At 65.6% G+C, this 16,620-nt stretch carries 14 protein-coding genes; 9 read left to right on the top strand and 5 right to left on the bottom strand.

Annotated features, from left to right (window positions below):
* Positions 1–56 precede the first annotated feature (56 nt).
* The 3 genes from ABG82_RS03145 to ABG82_RS03135 are packed head-to-tail and all read left to right on the top strand — an operon-like array spanning position 57 to position 6,723.
* On the top strand, positions 57–4,085 hold the full coding sequence (locus ABG82_RS03145) for a Pls/PosA family non-ribosomal peptide synthetase (protein WP_043079505.1): 4,029 nt from the start codon (positions 57–59) through the stop codon (positions 4,083–4,085).
* A complete protein-coding gene (locus ABG82_RS03140; RefSeq protein ID WP_043079504.1) occupies positions 4,082–5,434 on the top strand; it encodes a M1 family metallopeptidase in 1,353 nt (450 codons plus the stop codon). The genes ABG82_RS03145 and ABG82_RS03140 overlap by 4 nt, the downstream gene beginning before the upstream one ends.
* Positions 5,431–6,723, top strand: coding sequence for a polysaccharide biosynthesis protein (locus tag ABG82_RS03135; RefSeq protein ID WP_043079503.1), 1,293 nt, complete (start codon positions 5,431–5,433; stop codon positions 6,721–6,723). Before ABG82_RS03140 ends, ABG82_RS03135 begins: the two co-directional genes overlap by 4 nt.
* Positions 6,724–6,730: 7 nt before the next feature.
* Here ABG82_RS03135 and ABG82_RS03130 read toward each other — a convergent pair whose 3' ends face one another.
* On the bottom strand, positions 6,731–8,116 hold the full coding sequence (locus ABG82_RS03130; RefSeq protein ID WP_043079502.1) for a WS/DGAT/MGAT family O-acyltransferase: 1,386 nt from the start codon (positions 8,114–8,116) through the stop codon (positions 6,731–6,733).
* A gap of 69 nt (positions 8,117–8,185) precedes the next feature.
* On the bottom strand, positions 8,186–8,593 hold the full coding sequence (locus ABG82_RS03125; protein WP_043079501.1) for a DUF2628 domain-containing protein: 408 nt from the start codon (positions 8,591–8,593) through the stop codon (positions 8,186–8,188).
* A gap of 67 nt (positions 8,594–8,660) precedes the next feature.
* Here ABG82_RS03125 and ABG82_RS03120 point away from each other — a divergent pair, with 67 nt between their 5' ends.
* Together ABG82_RS03120 and ABG82_RS03115 are read left to right on the top strand one after the other, a co-directional pair.
* The gene (locus ABG82_RS03120) at positions 8,661–9,359 is read left to right on the top strand and encodes a glycosyltransferase family 2 protein (protein WP_043079500.1); all 699 of its coding nucleotides are present in this window, start codon (positions 8,661–8,663) and stop codon (positions 9,357–9,359) included.
* The gene (locus tag ABG82_RS03115; protein ID WP_043079499.1) at positions 9,356–9,724 is read left to right on the top strand and encodes a DUF2304 domain-containing protein; all 369 of its coding nucleotides are present in this window, start codon (positions 9,356–9,358) and stop codon (positions 9,722–9,724) included. The genes ABG82_RS03120 and ABG82_RS03115 overlap by 4 nt, the downstream gene beginning before the upstream one ends.
* On the opposite strand, the gene ABG82_RS03110 is transcribed toward ABG82_RS03115, so the two are convergent.
* Positions 9,668–10,612: an NAD-dependent epimerase/dehydratase family protein gene (locus ABG82_RS03110; RefSeq protein WP_043079498.1), complete on the bottom strand. Its 945-nt coding sequence runs from the start codon at positions 10,610–10,612 to the stop codon at positions 9,668–9,670. The two genes, ABG82_RS03115 and ABG82_RS03110, sit on opposite strands and share 57 nt — an antisense overlap.
* Positions 10,613–10,682: 70 nt before the next feature.
* On the opposite strand from ABG82_RS03110, the gene ABG82_RS03105 reads away from it, so the two are divergent.
* The 3 genes from ABG82_RS03105 to ABG82_RS03095 are packed head-to-tail and all read left to right on the top strand — an operon-like array spanning position 10,683 to position 14,690.
* Entirely contained in the window at positions 10,683–12,473 is a 1,791-nt protein-coding gene (locus tag ABG82_RS03105) for a hypothetical protein (RefSeq protein ID WP_078343784.1), read from the top strand.
* 10 nt (positions 12,474–12,483) lie between these two features.
* A complete protein-coding gene (locus ABG82_RS03100; RefSeq protein WP_043079534.1) occupies positions 12,484–14,130 on the top strand; it encodes a CocE/NonD family hydrolase in 1,647 nt (548 codons plus the stop codon).
* Positions 14,127–14,690: a DUF4352 domain-containing protein gene (locus ABG82_RS03095; protein WP_043079497.1), complete on the top strand. Its 564-nt coding sequence runs from the start codon at positions 14,127–14,129 to the stop codon at positions 14,688–14,690. Before ABG82_RS03100 ends, ABG82_RS03095 begins: the two co-directional genes overlap by 4 nt.
* On the opposite strand, the gene ABG82_RS03090 is transcribed toward ABG82_RS03095, so the two are convergent.
* A complete protein-coding gene (locus ABG82_RS03090; RefSeq protein ID WP_043079496.1) occupies positions 14,687–15,247 on the bottom strand; it encodes a TetR/AcrR family transcriptional regulator in 561 nt (186 codons plus the stop codon). The two genes, ABG82_RS03095 and ABG82_RS03090, sit on opposite strands and share 4 nt — an antisense overlap.
* An 82-nt stretch (positions 15,248–15,329) precedes the next feature.
* Between ABG82_RS03090 and ABG82_RS03085 the strand changes: the two genes are divergently transcribed.
* Positions 15,330–15,764 carry a DoxX family protein gene (locus ABG82_RS03085; protein ID WP_043079495.1) on the top strand — a complete coding sequence of 145 codons (435 nt, stop codon included), beginning with the start codon at positions 15,330–15,332 and terminating at the stop codon, positions 15,762–15,764.
* On the opposite strand, the gene ABG82_RS03080 is transcribed toward ABG82_RS03085, so the two are convergent.
* On the bottom strand, positions 15,761–16,456 hold the full coding sequence (locus tag ABG82_RS03080; RefSeq protein ID WP_162269221.1) for a CPBP family intramembrane glutamic endopeptidase: 696 nt from the start codon (positions 16,454–16,456) through the stop codon (positions 15,761–15,763). The genes ABG82_RS03085 and ABG82_RS03080 overlap by 4 nt on opposite strands.
* Positions 16,457–16,620: the final 164 nt, after the last annotated feature.

The raw sequence follows: 16,620 nt of genomic DNA, 5'->3' as shown, positions 1-16,620 counted from the left end.
GACCGATAGGCTTCGCTGCGGCAGCCCATCCGATCGCGGAAATTACGAGGAGCAGCGTGACCGGCCCCGACGAGTCACCCACGAGCCGCGCGCACGAGGAGGCACCGGACCCGGCGCCTCAGCACGCGCCTCAACCCGTCGTCCAGGAAGCCCCGGGCCACCCGGTACCTCCGCAATATCTCCTCGGTAGGTCGGCGCCACCTGCGCGCACCCTGATCGACATCCTCTACTCGACTGCCGCGGAGCATCCCGACGCACCGGCCATCGACGACGGCACCATTCAGCTCACCTATTCCGAGCTGATTGTCGACGTGGAAGCCAGCGTGGAGTGGCTGGGCAGCCGCGGTATCGGCCGGGGCGATCGTGTCGGCATCCGGATGCCCTCGGGCAGCTACTCGCTATACGTGGCGATCCTCGCCACCCTGGCGGCGGGGGCGGCATACGTTCCCGTCGACGCCGACGACCCCGACGAGCGCGCCGCGCTGGTGTTCGGCGAGGCGCAGGTCGCGGCCGTGATAACTCCCGGTGGGCTGGTGCGCGGCCCCGGCTCGTCGCGAGGCTGGCGGGCCACCAAACCGACGCCCCGCGATGACGCGTGGATCATCTTCACCTCGGGTTCCACCGGTACGCCCAAGGGCGTCGCGGTGACGCACCGTAACGCCGCCGCGTTTGTCGACGCCGAGGCACAAATGTTCTTGCAGGACAACCCGATCGGGCCGGATGATCGAGTGCTCGCCGGACTATCGGTGGCTTTCGACGCTTCCTGCGAAGAGATGTGGCTGGCATGGCGGTATGGAGCCTGCCTGGTACCGGCACCGCGCTCGCTGGTGCGTAGCGGCATGGATCTGGGGCCGTGGCTGGTCTCGCGCGATGTCACCGTGGTCTCCACGGTGCCCACCCTGGCCGCGTTGTGGCCCGCGGAGGCGCTGGAAGCGGTACGGCTGCTGATTTTCGGCGGTGAGGCATGCCCGCCCGACCTGGCCGAACGGCTGGCCACCGGCGAAGACGGCGCGGCGCGCGAGGTGTGGAACACCTATGGTCCCACCGAGGCGACGGTGGTGGCATGCGCGGCCCGACTCGACGGAGTGAGTCCCGTCAGCATCGGACTGCCGCTACCCGGGTGGGATCTGGCGGTCGTGGACGCGCAGGGCAACCAGGTCGGTTACGGCGAGGCCGGCGAGTTGGTCATCGGCGGTGTCGGCCTGGCCCGGTATCTGGATCCCGAGAAGGACGCCGAAAAATACGCTCCCCTTGACACTTTGGGTTGGTCACGGGCCTATCGAAGCGGCGACCTGGTCCGCTTGGAACCCGACGGGTTGTACTTCCAGGGCCGCGCCGACGACCAGGTGAAGGTGGGCGGGCGCCGCATCGAGCTGGGCGAGGTGGACGCCGCCCTGGTCAACCTGCCCGGCGTGAGCGGGGGTGCGGCCGCGGTGCGCAAGACCGCCAGCGGCACCCCGCTGCTGGTGGGCTACATCGCCAGCGCCGACCCCAACTTCGACATTGCCGCGGCCCGTGCGAGCCTGGCCGAATCGCTTCCCGCCGCACTGGTACCCCGACTGGTCAAATTGGATGAATTGCCCACGCGCACATCCGGAAAGGTCGACCGTAACGCGCTACCCTGGCCACCGCCGGGGGCCGGCGCCGATGACGACGCACCCGAACTGGGCGGCACCATGGGCTGGCTCGCCGACCTGTGGCGGGACATCCTGGCCGCACCGATCGACGGCCCCGAAGCCGACTTCTTCGCGCTCGGCGGTGGATCGCTCTCCGCGGCCCAGCTGGTCGCGGCGCTGCGGCAACGCTATCCGCAGGTGACCGTCGCCAACCTGTACGACCAACCGAGGCTCGGCTCATTGGCCACGTTCCTGGACGAGCTGGCTCCCCCCGCCGAGGTAGAACCCCGAGTCGTCAAACCGGTGCCGCGCCTTACCGAATTGGCCCAGTTGCTCGCCACTGTTCCGCTCACCACCCTGACGGGTCTGCAGTGGGCGACATGGCTTGCCCTGGCCAACAACGTGTTCGCGATGTTCAGCAAGGTGCCCTGGCTGGTGACGGTCAATTGGTGGGTCCTGCTGGCGGCCTTCATCTTGTTCATCACTCCGCTGGGCCGGATGAGCATCACCGTCCTCGGCGCCCGGCTGCTGCTGTCCGGCGTCAAGCCCGGCACTTATGAGCGCGGCGGCAGCGTGCACCTGCGGGTCTGGATCGCGGACCGGCTCGCCACCGCCAGCGGCGCCGAGAACCTTTCCGGCGCACCGTGGATGGTCTACTACGCCAGAGCGCTGGGTGCACGCGTGGGCAATGGCGTGGACCTGCATTCCTCGCCACCGGTCACCGGCTGGCTGGAGCTGGGCGACCGCAGTTCGGTCGAACCAGAGGTGGACCTCTCCGGGCACTGGGTTGACGGCGACAAATTCCACGTCGGCCCCATCGTCATCGGCGACGACGCCACCGTCGGCGCCCGCACCACTCTGCTTCCGGGAGCGGTCGTCGGCAAGAATGCCGATGTCGCACCAGCTTCGGGCGTGGTCGGCCGGGTCAAGAACGGCCAGTACTGGAAGGGCTCGCCGGCCGTCAAATCCGGTAAGGCCCGCCACCCCTGGCCCGACTACCGCCCGCCCCGTGCCGGACAGTGGGTCCCGATCTATGGGCTGACATCGATTCTGCTGGGCGGGCTTCCGCTGCTGGCACTGGCGGCCGGGCTGGCCGTGGTCGCCTATGGCATCCGGGACGCCGCCACCATCTGTGCGGCCGTAGTGCCCGCGCTTGTCTGGACGCCGGCGGCGGCGCTGGTCAGCGTGATCGTCTACGCCACCATCACGGTCGTGCTGGTGCGGCTGTTATCGCTCGGCGTACACGAGGGCTACCACCCCGTGCGCAGCCGGCAGGGGTGGCAGCTCTGGGCCACCGAGCGTCTGATGGACGCCGCCCGCAACTATCTGTTCCCGATCTACGCCAGCCAGCTGACCCCGTGGTGGCTGCGCATCCTGGGCGCGAAAATCGGTAAGGACACCGAGATCTCGACGGCGCTACTGGTGCCGAAGTTCACCGAGGTCGACGACGGCGCGTTCCTGGCCGACGACACGATGGTCGCGTCCTACGAGTTGGGTGGCGGCTGGATCCACATCGCCAAGGCCCGGATCGGCAAACGCGCATTCCTCGGGAACTCCGGGATCACCCAGCCGGGGCGCAAGGTGCCCAACGACGCACTGGTCGCGGTCCTCTCCGCCACCCCGCACAAGGCCAAGTCGGGATCTTCGTGGATCGGTAGTCCACCGAAGCGGTTGCGCCGCAAGGCCGATGGCGCGGATTCCGCCCTCACCTTCGAGCCGCCGTTCCGGCTCAAGGTCATGCGCGGCATCGTGGAGACCTGCCGCATCATCCCGATCATCGTGACCTTCGGGATTGGCGTCGGGGTGCTACTGAGCCTGCAGACCATCGCCATCAGGTTCAACTTCTTGGTGGCCGGTGCGTTGAGCGGCCTGGTGCTGCTGGTTGCCGGCGCGGTGGCCGGTGTTGTCAGCGTGGTGGCCAAGTGGCTGGTGGTGGGCCGTACCAAGGCGGTCGAGAAGCCCCTCTGGTCTTCGTTCGTCTGGCGCAATGAAGTCGCCGACACATTCGTGGAAACCGTTGCCGCCGTCTGGTTCGCACGCGCCGCGTCGGGAACGATCATGCAGAACTGGTGGCTGCGCGGTCTGGGCGCCACCATCGGGCGCGGCGTGTGGTGCGAGACGTACTGGCTACCCGAGGCCGATCTGGTGACCCTGGGCAAGGGTGCGACGGTGAACCGCGGCTGCGTGGTGCAGACACATCTGTTCCACGACCGGATCATGCGGATGGACACCGTAATCCTCGGCGAGGGCGCCACGCTCGGGCCACATTGCGTGGCACTACCGGCCGCCGAGCTGGGCGCCGGAGCCACCGTCGGCCCCGCTTCTCTGGTGGTCCGGGGTGACGTCGTACCTCCGTCAACCAGGTGGCAGGGCAACCCCATCTCGCCATGGGGCAAGCTGGATCCAATGGCACCGAAGAAGACCAAGGGCGGCAAGGCTTCGCCACGTAAGAATTCCGGGGCCGCATGACCAAACCAGGCAAAAAGGCAGCCAAAAGGCTCCCCCCACGGCCTCCGGTCATCGATCCCTACCTGCCCCAAAACGGCAACTACGGGTACCGGGTGTCGCGCTACGAGCTGGACCTGGAATACAAGGTCGCCATCAACCGGCTGACCGGCACCGCGACCATCACCGCGTTCACCTTGGCCACTCTCAAGGAATTCACCCTGGATCTCGCCGATACCCTCGGCGTCTCGAAAGTGACGGTGAATGGGCGGCGTCCAACGCATTTCGGACATCGCGCCGGCAAGATAACCGTCAAGCTGGTATCCGCGATCCCCGCCGGAGCGGCGATGACCGTGGTGGTTCGTTACGGCGGATCACCACGGCCCATCAACAGCATGTGGGGAGATGTCGGATTCGAGGAGCTGTCCAACGGGGTCCTCGTCGCCGGGCAGCCCAATGGCGCGGCATCCTGGTTTCCCTGTGACGACCACCCCAGCTCCAAGGCGAGCTACCGATTCGTCATTACCAGCGACAGCCCATACTGCGTTGTCTCCAATGGAGAGCTGATCTCTCGGCGGGTTCGGGCCGCGCACACCACCTGGACCTACGAACAGCCAGAACCGATGGCGCCATATCTGGCGACATTGCAGATAGGCGATTATCAGCTGATCAAGCTGGCCAAGAATCCCATCTCGATGAGTGCCGCATTGCCATCGCGGCTGCGGGACCGGTTCGAACACGACTTCGGCCGGCAAACCCAGATGATGAGGCTGTTCATCAAACAGTTCGGCCCCTACCCGTTTGCCGCCGGATACACCGTGGTGGTCACCGACGACGATCTCGATATCCCGCTGGAGGCACAGGGGATTTCGGTGTTCGGCGCCAACCATTGCGACGGCTCACGGCACTCCGAACGACTGGTGGCGCACGAGCTGGCACATCAATGGTTCGGCAATAGCGTGACCGCGCGGCGGTGGCGCGATATCTGGCTGCACGAAGGATTTGCCTGTTACGCCGAATGGCTGTGGTCAGAGGAATCCGGAGGGCCGACCGCCGATGCCCGTGCCCGCCACTACCACCAAAAACTGAAAGACCTTCCCCAAGACTTGATTCTGGCCGATCCGGGCCCACAATTGATGTTCGACGATCGCGTGTACAAGCGCGGAGCACTGACATTGCACGCCTTGCGATTACGCCTTGGCGACACAAAATTCTTTGCGTTACTACAAGACTGGACCAGCAGGTACCAGCACAGCACCGTCATTACCGACGACTTCACCGGGCTGGCCGCCGGCTACTCCGATGAATCCCTGCGCCCGCTGTGGACCGCCTGGCTCTACGAGAAGCAACTCCCGCCCTTGGACCGGAAGTGACCGACGCCGGTCCCAGCACCCGTTCCAGCGTCGCACGTATCGGTGCCGCCACCGCCGTCAGCGCGATCTGCGGCTACACCGTGCTGTATCTGGCCGCCCGCGAGCTGGGGCCGGCCTTGTTCTCGGTGTTCGGAGTCTTCTGGGGCGCTTTCGGTTTAGTGACTGGCGCCGCCAACGGCCTGCTGCAGGAGACCACCCGCGAGGTGCGGCTGTCCCTGACCCAGCGAGACCGATCCGCGCTGTCCGCCCCGCTGCCGGACGGTCTGCACCCCAGTGGCTCATCCTTGCCCATCCGGATCGCCTTCGCTTTCGCGATCGCTTCCGCGGTCGGCATCGTCGGCACCGCGCCACTGTGGGCGTCGCATGTGTTCACCGAGTTCCGTTGGCTCAGCGTGGCATTGCTCGCCGGCGGACTGGCCGGATTCTGCATGCACGCGACCACTCTGGGCGCGCTGGCCGGCTCGAGCCGCTGGACGCAGTACGGCATTCTCATGGTCACCGATGCGGGAATCCGCTTGGTGGTTGCCGTCGTCACCTTCGCGGCCACCATCGGACTCGTCGGATACCTGTGGGCGACGGTAGCGGGCTCGATGTCGTGGTTACTGCTGACCTTGGTCTCGAAACCAACCCGCGAGGCACTCAAGGTGCCCGCACTCGTCGACACCATGGAGTTCCTGCGTGGCGCCCGGCATTCGATCGCCGCGGCGGCGGCCAGCGCGGTCCTGGTGATGGGCTTCCCCGTGCTGTTGCAGTCGACAGCGGGCGATCTGGGCACCACCGGCGGCGTGGTGATTCTGGCCGTCACGCTGACCCGTGCACCCTTGCTGGTACCGCTGACAGCATTGCAGGGCAATCTCATCGCTCATTTCGTGGACGAGCGGGAGCGGCGTCTCAGCGCGCTGATCACCCCGGCCGCCATCATCGTCGGAGTCGGCGCGGTGGGGATCGCCCTCGCCGCGTCCATCGGCCCGTGGCTACTGCGCACGGTGTTCGACCCCGCGTACCAGGCCGGCGGACCGCTGCTGGGGTGGCTCACCGCCGGCGCGGTCATGATCGCGTTGTTGACGCTGACCGGCGCGGCTACCGTGGCACACGCCCGTCACCTCGCGTATTCAGCGGGATGGGTTGGTGCGACAGTGGTTTCGGCGCTTCTTCTACTGCTGCCGCTGGACCTGGAGGAACGTACGGTGATCGCGTTGCTCGGCGGCCCGATCGTCGGAATCGTGGTGCATCTGGCCGCACTCGCGTTGTGGCGGGACCCGGAGATCGCCGAGGAGATCATCGACTGAGCTGAGCTCAGATCCCGGCGGCGTGCTCCAGCTCCACCAGCGCGGCCTCTAAACCATCGGCCATCTCGTCGATGTCCGCGGCCACTTCCGGTGTGGTGACAAACCCGAAGTCCATGTGCTCCAGATACGAGAAACAGGTGATGTTCAGCGCCACATCCATTACCGGTGGGCCGAGCGGGATCATCGACTCCAACCGTGCCCCAGCCATGTAGAGCGGGAACGACGGCCCCGGAACGTTGGACAACACCAGGTTGATCGGCGCAAGATTCCGGGACAATCCGCTGGCGGTGTACGCACGCGCCGCCAATTGCAACAACCCCGGCGGCGTCGTATCGGTCAGCCCCATGATCTGATGCGCCGACATGGCACGCGCCATCTCCTTGGCGCCCTGGGTGCCCTCGTAGATCGCCCTGATCCGTTCGGCTGGATCGTCGATATCGGTGGCCAGCGAGACGGTCATCGAACTCACCTGATTCCCCACTACCCCGTCGGTCTCTCCCGTGCGCACCGACACCGGAATCTGCACGATCAGCGGTTTGTCGGGAAGCTCGTCACGCTTGGCCAGATAGTCACGGACGGCACCCGCGACGATGGCCAGCACCACGTCGTTGACCTTCACACCGAACGCGTCCTTGAGCGCCTTGACCCGCGCCAGATCCAGCCGTGCCCCGGATATGCGCCGATGCGGAGATACCGGCGCGTTGAATCGGGTGTGCGGCGCCTCGAAGTATCCCGGTGATTTGCGCTCCATACCGAAGACCGCCAGCTGCTGACGAACCGTCTGCTGGACCAGCCGGACCACCCGATAAGGAGTCTTGACACCGACATTCACCAGCGCGCTCAACAGAATGCGCTCACGGCTCGGCAGCCCGAGCCCCACCAGCGACCCCACCGTGTCGTCCGGTGCGGGCCGCGGCTCGGGTGCGATATCAAGCAGAATCTCGCCCAGCCCCGCACCCGAAACACCGTCGACAATGGCGTGATGCATCTTGGTCAGCGTGGCGACACGTCCGCCCTCGACACCCTCGATGACCCACAGCTCCCATAGCGGCCGCGACCTGTCGAGTTTGTACGACATCAGCCGTCCGGCAAGCTCTTCCAGTTCCTTGCGGCCACCAGGAGCCGGCACGCCGATGCGCCGGATGTGAAAGTCGGGATCGAGCTCCTCGTCTTCGACGAACCATGGCCGGTCCAGCCCCAAGGGAACGTCGGTGACCCGCCAGCGCAGCTGCGGCATTGAGGGCAACCGCTCCACGATGAGCGCACGCACCCGCTCAAAGCTGTAGTCGGGCGCATCGGTGGGGTCGTAGATGGACAGTCCCCCGATGTGCATATGCCAGCCCGCCGTTTCGGCGTGCCAGAACGCCGCATCTACCCCAGACAGCCGTTGCATGGCGGAAACACTAGCCCCGACCGCTTTTCCGCTGTGAGGAATGCGGCGAACCGGTGGATCTTGATCCGGTCAGCGCCGCTTGCCGTAGCCCTCAAACAGATTCCAGGACCGACTGCCCCTGACATAGTGCAGGTAGTACGCGTAATTGGCGATGCTCATGGTCGCCGCGGAGAGCCCGATACCGGCACCCCGGACCGCGCTGTCCGGGAGGTTCAGCAGCACGAGGACCGCAGAGAAAACGACCCATACACCGACGAGCGTGAGACCCTTCTGCCACATGCCCTTGACGAAGAAATAGATCGGGCCGAAGAAGAATGCGGGGAAGTTCGCGGTCAACCGAAACCGGGCTCCGAACGGCATCGCCTTGAAGGCGGCCTTGGATTCGGGGCTGGACGACGGCAGGCCATATCGGTCGAAGAAAGCGAATCGGCGCTGCCAGATCTCGGCTAAACCCTGGCGGTCATGGATGTCAGTCACGCCGGTAAAACCTACACAGGACTCACACAGCGGTCGCACAGGCGGCCCCGGTGCTACCTTGATCCCAGTGAGCAACACCGGCAACACCGACGTCTGGCTGGTCATCCCCGCCTATAACGAGGGACCAGTCATCGCCGACGTCATCGCGGCGGCGCTGGGCACCTTCCCCAACATCGTCTGCGTGGATGACGGCAGCGCCGACCGGACCGCCGCGCTCGCCCATGGTGCCGGTGCGCACGTGGTCCGGCACCCCGTCAACCTCGGGCAGGGCGCGGCCATCCAAACCGGCGTGGAGTACGCCCGCGCCCAACCGGGCGCGCAGATCTTCGTGACGTTCGACGCCGACGGCCAGCACCAGGTCAAGGACGTGGTGGCGATGGTGGACAGGCTGCGGCTGGAACCGCTCGACATCATCGTCGGCACTCGCTTTGGAGCGGGCGCCGCCCCGGGCCATGTACCTCTGATCAAACGTATTGTGCTGAAAACCGTTGTGCTGCTGAGCCCCCGAACTCGCCGCCTCAATCTGACGGATGCCCATAACGGGCTGCGCGTGTTCAATCGGACCGTCGCCAATGGCCTCAACATCACCATGAATGGCATGGGCCACGCCAGCGAGTTCATCGCCATGATCTCCGAGAATCATTGGCGGGTAGCAGAACAGCCTGTCGATATCCTCTACACCGAGTATTCGATGGCCAAGGGCCAGTCGCTGATCAACGGGGTCAACATCATGTTCGACACCGCGTTCCGCCGGAGGTTGCCATGATCACCTGGATACAGCCGCTGCTGATCGTCGCCGTTCTCCTGCTGCTGGTGTACCTGCTGCGTTCACGCGCCACCGCGCAGGCCAAGGCCTGGGTGAAACTCGGGTTCGTGGTGTTTGTGATCGCGGGTATCTACGCCATCCTGCGTCCGAATGACACCACCACCCTGGCGCATTGGCTCGGACTGGGCCGCGGCACGGATTTGATGCTGTACGCGCTGATCATCGCGTTCGCGTTCACCACCTTGAGCACCTATCTGCGCTTCAAGGACCTTGAGCTGCGTTACTCGCGGCTGGCCCGCGCCGTCGCGTTACGCGGCGCCGAGCCCCCGGAAGAACTCGACAGTCCTTCCGATTCCGTCCGCTAACGGCACCTTCGGCTCCCAGCCCAGCACACGCTTGGCCAAGCCGACGTCCAGGCAGGACTGCCGCAGATCGCCGAGCCGGGGCGGATGAAACTCCGGATTATCTGATGCGCCCGCGGCTGCTGCCACCAGCGAATGTAATTGCCGGTCACTGGTCTCCACACCCGTTCCGATGTTGAAGCGCTGCCCGCCGCCATCCGGGCCGGAGGCACGGACGAATGCCTCGACGACGTCGTCGACAAACACATAGTCGCGGGTGTTGCCGCCGTCACCGAACACCTTGGTGGGCCGCCCCGACAGCAGAGCCTGCGCGAAAATAGCGACGACACCCGCCTCACCATGCGGATCCTGGCGCGGCCCATACACATTGGCCGGTGCGATATGCGAGCACTCCAGTCCGTACAGGTGCCGGAAGGTATTGAGGTAGATCTCGCCGGCTACCTTGCCCGCCGCATACGGCGAATGCGGGTCGGTGGGGACGGCCTCGCTGGTGGGGATCTGTTCGGGAGTGCCATAGATCGACCCGCCCGACGAGGTGTGCACGATCTTGCGCACGCCCGCCTTGCGCGCGGCCTCGGCGAGACGGACGGTACCCACCACATTGACCGAGGAGTCGAACCGCGGGTCGGCCACCGAGTGGCGCACGTCGATCTGCGCGGCCAGATGGAAGATGACCTCGGGTGAGTACTCGGCGACCACCGCATCCAGATCGGCCTCGACGATGTCATCCTTGACGAACGAGAACGCGGAGTGTGCCTCGGCAGACTCCAGGTTCGCCACCTTGCCGGTAGCCAGGTTGTCCAGTCCCGTTACCTCGTGCCCGTCCGCCAGCAGACGATCGACCAGTGTCGATCCGATAAATCCTGCGGCTCCGGTAACCATTGCCCGCACGTGGAGACTCCCTCTGTGTTCGCATAGCTCACGGCATTCGGCCCCACCCTACAGATAGGGTCGGGCCCAAATGCCTTCTGTAGTGCGAGCCCGCCTCCCCCACCTGAATCGTGTTGCCGCCACCGCGGCCGCTCTCATCGTGGCGCAGCTGGTGGTCCGCGCCGTGCTGGCGTTTGGGGGCGATTTTTACTGGGATGACCTGATCCTGGTCGGGCGTGCCGGCACCCAGGGCCTGTTCTCACCGTCCTATCTGTTCGACGACCACGACGGACACGTCATGCCCGCGGCCTTTCTGGTGGCCGGCATCATCACCAAGCTCGCCCCCCTGAATTGGTTCTGGCCCGCGCTGAGTCTGGTGGTGCTGCAGGCCCTGGCATCACTGGCGCTGCTGCGGGCGCTGTGGGTGATCGTCGGCTGGCGGCCTGTGCTGCTGGTTCCGCTCACGTTCGCACTGTTCACACCACTGGCCGTGCCCGGCTTCACCTGGTGGTCGGCAGCGTTGAACTCTCTGCCGATGCTCACCGCGATGTGCTGGTTCGTGGCCGACGCGATCTTGTTGGATCGAACCGGGAACCGCAAATACGCCGCGACGGCGCTGGCGGCGTTCCTGGGCGGGCTGTTGTTCTTCGAGAAGTCGGTGGTCATTCCGTTCGTGGCGTTCGCAGTGGTTGCGCTGCTGAGTTATCTGGGTGGTGCCGGCTGGTCGGCAGTGACCCGAACGTGGCGGCGGGGCGTGGTGCTCTGGATCCCGGCGGGGGCGCTCACCGCGGCATGGATCGCGTTGTATCTGGTGGTGGTGAACCAGAAGCGCTGGAGTACCGACCTGTCCATGACGTGGTCGCTGCTGCAACGTTCCTTCACACACGGGGTGCTGCCCGGTTTGGTGGGCGGACCATGGCGTTGGGACCGCTGGGTGCCGAGCTCACCCTGGGCCGAGCCCTCGTCGTTTGTGATCGGGCTGGGCGCGTTCGCGCTGGGCGCGACGATCCTGCTGACCTGCTACCGCAAGCAACGGCTCGGGCTGGTGTGGCTGACGCTCCTCGGCTATCTGGTGGCCAGCGAGGTCCCCATCTATCTCATGCGTTCATCGGCTTTCACCGCGCTGTTGCTCGCGCAGACGCTGCGATATCTTCCTGACCTGGTGGTGGCGGCGGCGCTGCTGGCTGCGGTGGGGCTCACCGCACCGAACCGCCCAGGCAGCCGCTGCCTCGATAGCTCTGCTCGGCGCACCGCGGCGGTGACACTGGTGCTGGCATTGTTCGTAGCGAGCAGCCTGGTCTCGACGGTCACGTATCTGCGCAGCTGGCGCAACAATCCCGCCTCGCCCTACATCGCGAACGTTAAGGCGTCGCTGGCCGCGGTGGCGACCGGGCCCGCGGTGCTCGACCAGGAAGTCGACCCGCTGGTTCTGCAGAATGTGGTGCGGCCGGAGAACCTGCTCAGTCATATGTTCGCCCTGGTCCGTCCCCGGCCAGAGATCGGTTCCACCACAACACAGTTACGGATGCTCGACCGCTACGGCCATCTGCTGGACGCCCAGGTGACGTGGGTGCGTGCCCTCACCGAGGGCCCGGTCCCCGGCTGCGGCTATCTGGTGCAGTCCACCCAAACCCTGCCGCTGAGCGGCCCGTTGCTTCCTGCCGACTGGATCGTCGAGCTGAACTACCTGGCCAACACCGACGGTGCGGTGTGGGCGTCATTCACCAATGGGCCGAGGGTCAGGGTGCCAGTACGCCCCGGACTCAACCGGGTCTTCATCAGGCTCCCAGGTTCAGGGAATTCACTTACCCTGCAACCCATTACCCAATCGCTATCGCTGTGCGTCGCCGTCGGACCAGTGGGTGCGCTCGCGCCCCGGTAGATTGGGCGCCATGCTCGAAGAACTGGCTTTGACGTGGACCGGACGACTGTCTGCACCTGTCCTCGAAAAGCTACTCGATCTGCCCGAACCGCTCACCACCGAAATACAGACGCGGCGGGACATCAAGGTCAGGATGCCCGATGGTGTACAGCTCAGCACTGACCACTTCCGCCCACCCGGACAAGATCCGATGCCGGCCGTCATCTTCCGTACCCCATATGACAAGCGCGGCACGGTAAGCCAGCTGTGGGCAACATTGTTGGCGCGTCAGGGGTTTCAGGTAGTAGTGCAGGACACCCGCGGCCAATTCGCGTCACAGGGCAAATTCGACGCGTTTCGGCAGGAACGCGCGGACGGGCTGGCCACCGCCGCCTGGGTCCGGGAGCAGCCGTGGTGCGATGGCACCCTGGCAACCGCGGGCCCGTCGTACCTCGGACATACCCAATGGGCGGTGGCGCCCTACCTCGAACCGCCACTGGCCGCTATGTGCCCCGCGATCACGACCAGCAATTTCAGGGAGCTGTTCTATCCGGGCGGGTCGTTCAATCTGCATAATCTGCTCACCTGGTCGTCCTCGATCGGCTCACCGGAAACCTCGCAGCTGACCCGGCTGTTGCGTGCCGGAGCCATAGCCAAACGGGTGCGCCGGGCCATGGATCATCTGCCACTGGGTAACGCCGACAACGTCGCCATCGGCAAGCCAGAGCCGTTCTGGCGCACCGTAACCGACCACACCGATGACGGTCACTGGGATGAGATCAACCACACCCCAGGACTCGCAACCCTCAACACACCGGTGAGCATGGTGACCGGCTGGTGGGACCTGCTTCTGGTCGGACAATTGCGCGATTATGCGGAATTGCAGAACAACAACTGCCCGCGGCGGATCACCATTGGTCCGTGGGACCACATGAAGTCGCTTAAAGCAGTTGTCAGCGACAGCTTTTCATGGCTGTCCGCCCACCTTCGTGGTGATGGCGCTGCCACGCACCGAGCTCCGGTACGAATCTATTTACAGAAAGCCGGCCAATGGCTGGACTTCGAGCACTGGCCACCCGCGGACTCGTCGCCGACCAAGCTCTACCTGCAGGCGGACCGCACGCTGGATTGGGAAGCGCCGCGGGACAACAACTCTGCCGATGTCTTTACCTATGACCCGAAAGATCCCACCCCAACGGTCGGCGGGCCGCTCCTGGATACCCGCGCCGCCGGCCAGCGAGACAATTCTTCCGTCGAGAAGCGCCCAGATGTCTTGGTGTTCACCACCGAGCCGCTGAGCGGCGACCTGGATCTCATCGGCCCCATCTCAGCCTCCATTCACGTCACGACCGACACCGGCCAGGGTGATCTGTTCGTCAGGCTCTGCGATGTGGACCGTAACGGCCTGTCTCACAACGTAAGCGACGGAATCGTCACCCTGAACGGTGCATCGGATCAACCGGTGCAGGTCACCATGCATCCCACCGGATATCGCTTCGCCCGGGGACACCGGCTGCGGATTCAGATCAGCGGTGGCGGATTCCCGAACCATGCCCGCAACACCGGCTCGGGAGAGCCGCTGGCCACCGCCACCAGGATTGTCCCCATCCGTTTCGAGGTACACCACGACACGGAGCATCCCTCGTTCGTGACGCTTCCGGTGATGAGCACCTCATGATCACAAAAGTTCTTTTGCCCCTGGGCTTTATCACGTCACTGCTCAGCGCGTGCGGGGGCGGCGGCCCATCGGAAAGCCACCCGACCCTCATCCATGTCGGCGGCACCGGCGGCGGAGCCGAGACCAAGGTGGTGACGGCGCAGGACGGTGAGCCGGGCGCCGTGGGGCAACAGGTGCACGACGGCGATCTCGCGTTCGTCGTCACTCGGGTAAGTGATGCCGGAACCGTGGGGGACGTGGCCAACCCCGCATTGCAGGCGTCCGCGACCGGCACGTTCGTGGTCGTACACCTCGAGGTGCTGAACCTCGGGCAGGGCATGCGCTCATTCCTCGGTGACGAGCAAAAGCTCAAGGACGCGACCGGCAAGGAATACGCACCCGACAGCATGGCGAACATCTTGGCGCGCAACGCCGAACAGCTCGAGCCCGGTGCCGAACTTGGGCCGGGCGCACAGAAACGGTCGGTACTGGTCTACGACGTGCCGCGCGGCACGGTGCCCAAGGAGATCGACCTGCACAGCGACTACAACTCCAAGGGGACCCGGGTCGTCCTGGGTTAGCCGGCCGGCGGAAACAACGCGTAGGCGATCTGCGAGGCGATGCGCACCGGATCGGCACCATCGCGCGAATCAGCAAGCGCCCCACTGGTCCACAACGACACGAAGCCGTGCACCAGCGACCAGGCCGCACGGGCCGCGGTAACGCTGTCGGCCGACGTCTGCTCGGGTTTCAGCGTCGCGATCCCGGCGTCCAACGCAGCGCCCGCGCGATCGCGTGCGGCGGCCAGCCGCGCGTCCGCGGAATCCAGCAGCGCCGGTTCGAACATCACTGAGTAGTGGCCCGGGTTGGACAGCGCGAACTGCACGTAGGCCAGCGCCGCGGCGTGGAAGTCGGGGTGCGCCTGATCGAGCGCGTCCGCGAGCTGAGTGAATCCGTCGGCAGCCAATGCGGTGAACAAGCCCCGGCGGTCACCGAAGTGGTGAGCGGGTGCGGCGTGCGAGACACCCGCCTCTCTGGCCAACTCCCGCAGGGAAAGCTCGGCGGCGCCGCGGCGGGCCACCATGCCGGCAGCGCTGGCGAGTATCGCCGCCCGCAGATCACCGTGGTGATACGACATCGCACCAGCATAACCCCGATCTTGACAGTGACTAGTTACCGAGTACCGTCAATCTAGTCACTGTCAAGATAGGAGAACGCAGATGGCTCCGCTTATCGCCCTGATCGCCGGGACCCTGTTGGCGCGGCTTGCCGGATCCCTGGGGATTCCGGCCCTCAACTCCTGGCCCGCCGCCGTGGCAATTGGTCTCGCCGCACTGTTCACCCTGACCGGCGTCGCGCATTTCGTCCCGAAGATGCGTGACGCGATGATCGCGATCGTGCCACCACGGCTTCCCGCACCCGGGCTGTTGGTGGCGCTCACCGGCGTCCTCGAACTGCTCGGCGCGGCGGGCGTGTTGATTCCGTCGACGAGAGCGTTGGCGGCGGCATGCCTGGCGGCACTCCTGGTCGTGATGTTCCCGGCCAATGTCTACGCGGCGAGTCAGCCGTCCAGCCCGCTATCAACTCCGTTGGGGTGGAGAACCCTGGAACAGCTGTTGTTCCTGGCGGCCACGGCCGTCGTGGCCTGCGGCTAGATCAGGTGCCAGACCAGCACAGCGGCCAGCACGCCCATCCCGTTGAGCGACCAATGCAGCGCGATGGGCGCCAACAAGCTGCCGCTACGCCGGCGCAGCCAGGTGAAGACGAATCCGGCGACGGCAGTGGCCACCACAGCTCCGGCCACACCGGCGACCTGCGCCCAAAGGCCCACGCCGAGAAGCTTGGTCAAGCCCACATTGCCGCTGGTGAGACCCAGCGACGTGGCGATATGCCAGAAGCCGAATAGCAGGGAGCCCGCGGCCGCGACGCCCCGGAAACCCCAGGCCCGAGCCATCGTTCCGTGCAGCACGCCGCGGAAGGCCAGCTCCTCGGGAATCACCGTCTGCAGCGGGATCAGGACAAACGACGCGAGCAGCGCACCGGAAACCGTGGTGGCGTAGCTGCTGTTGAGAAACATCGGGCGGGTGAAGGGCAACAACAGCCCGGCACCGATAACCGCGCCGACGATGACTACGGCAACGGCCGCGTACTTGGCGCCCGAACGCCAGTGATCTCGGCCCAAGCCCAGTTCAGACCAGGAGTGCCCGCGGTAGCGGATCAGCGCGAGCAGTCCGATGGCGGCGATCGGGACGACCACGAAATTAGCCCACGGCGTGGTGAAGTGTGCGATCAGGTTGGTGGCGACCAGAACGGCGACCACGACGGCGATATCGATGTACGTGCGCACATCCCGCAATCCATGCAGGGGCGCCACCGCCGCCGAGCTCTGAGTAGACACCGGTTCAGAGTACCGGCGGTCTCGTTATCCCAGGTCAGACTGTGATCCAGTCGTACGAACCAGACAATGGCGCCGATTCGCACTCCACCGCGCGAGCCACTGTGGCAGTGCCC

Source organism: Mycobacteroides immunogenum (assembly GCF_001605725.1).
Classification (GTDB): Bacteria; Actinomycetota; Actinomycetes; order Mycobacteriales; family Mycobacteriaceae; genus Mycobacterium; species Mycobacterium immunogenum.
The sequence above is the reverse complement of the archived record's forward strand: the minus strand, read 5'-3'. Positions and strand labels throughout refer to the sequence as shown.

Coding starts and splice junctions, on each gene's coding strand:
- ABG82_RS03100 (WP_043079534.1), top strand. CDS start 12,484: ATGCTCGAAGAACTGGCTTTGACGTGGACCGGACGACTGTCTGCACCT.
- ABG82_RS03085 (WP_043079495.1), top strand. CDS start 15,330: ATGGCTCCGCTTATCGCCCTGATCGCCGGGACCCTGTTGGCGCGGCTT.
- ABG82_RS03095 (WP_043079497.1), top strand. CDS start 14,127: ATGATCACAAAAGTTCTTTTGCCCCTGGGCTTTATCACGTCACTGCTC.
- ABG82_RS03130 (WP_043079502.1), bottom strand. CDS start 8,116: ATGCAACGGCTGTCTGGGGTAGATGCGGCGTTCTGGCACGCCGAAACG.
- ABG82_RS03105 (WP_078343784.1), top strand. CDS start 10,683: ATGCCTTCTGTAGTGCGAGCCCGCCTCCCCCACCTGAATCGTGTTGCC.
- ABG82_RS03115 (WP_043079499.1), top strand. CDS start 9,356: ATGATCACCTGGATACAGCCGCTGCTGATCGTCGCCGTTCTCCTGCTG.
- ABG82_RS03090 (WP_043079496.1), bottom strand. CDS start 15,247: ATGTCGTATCACCACGGTGATCTGCGGGCGGCGATACTCGCCAGCGCT.
- ABG82_RS03140 (WP_043079504.1), top strand. CDS start 4,082: ATGACCAAACCAGGCAAAAAGGCAGCCAAAAGGCTCCCCCCACGGCCT.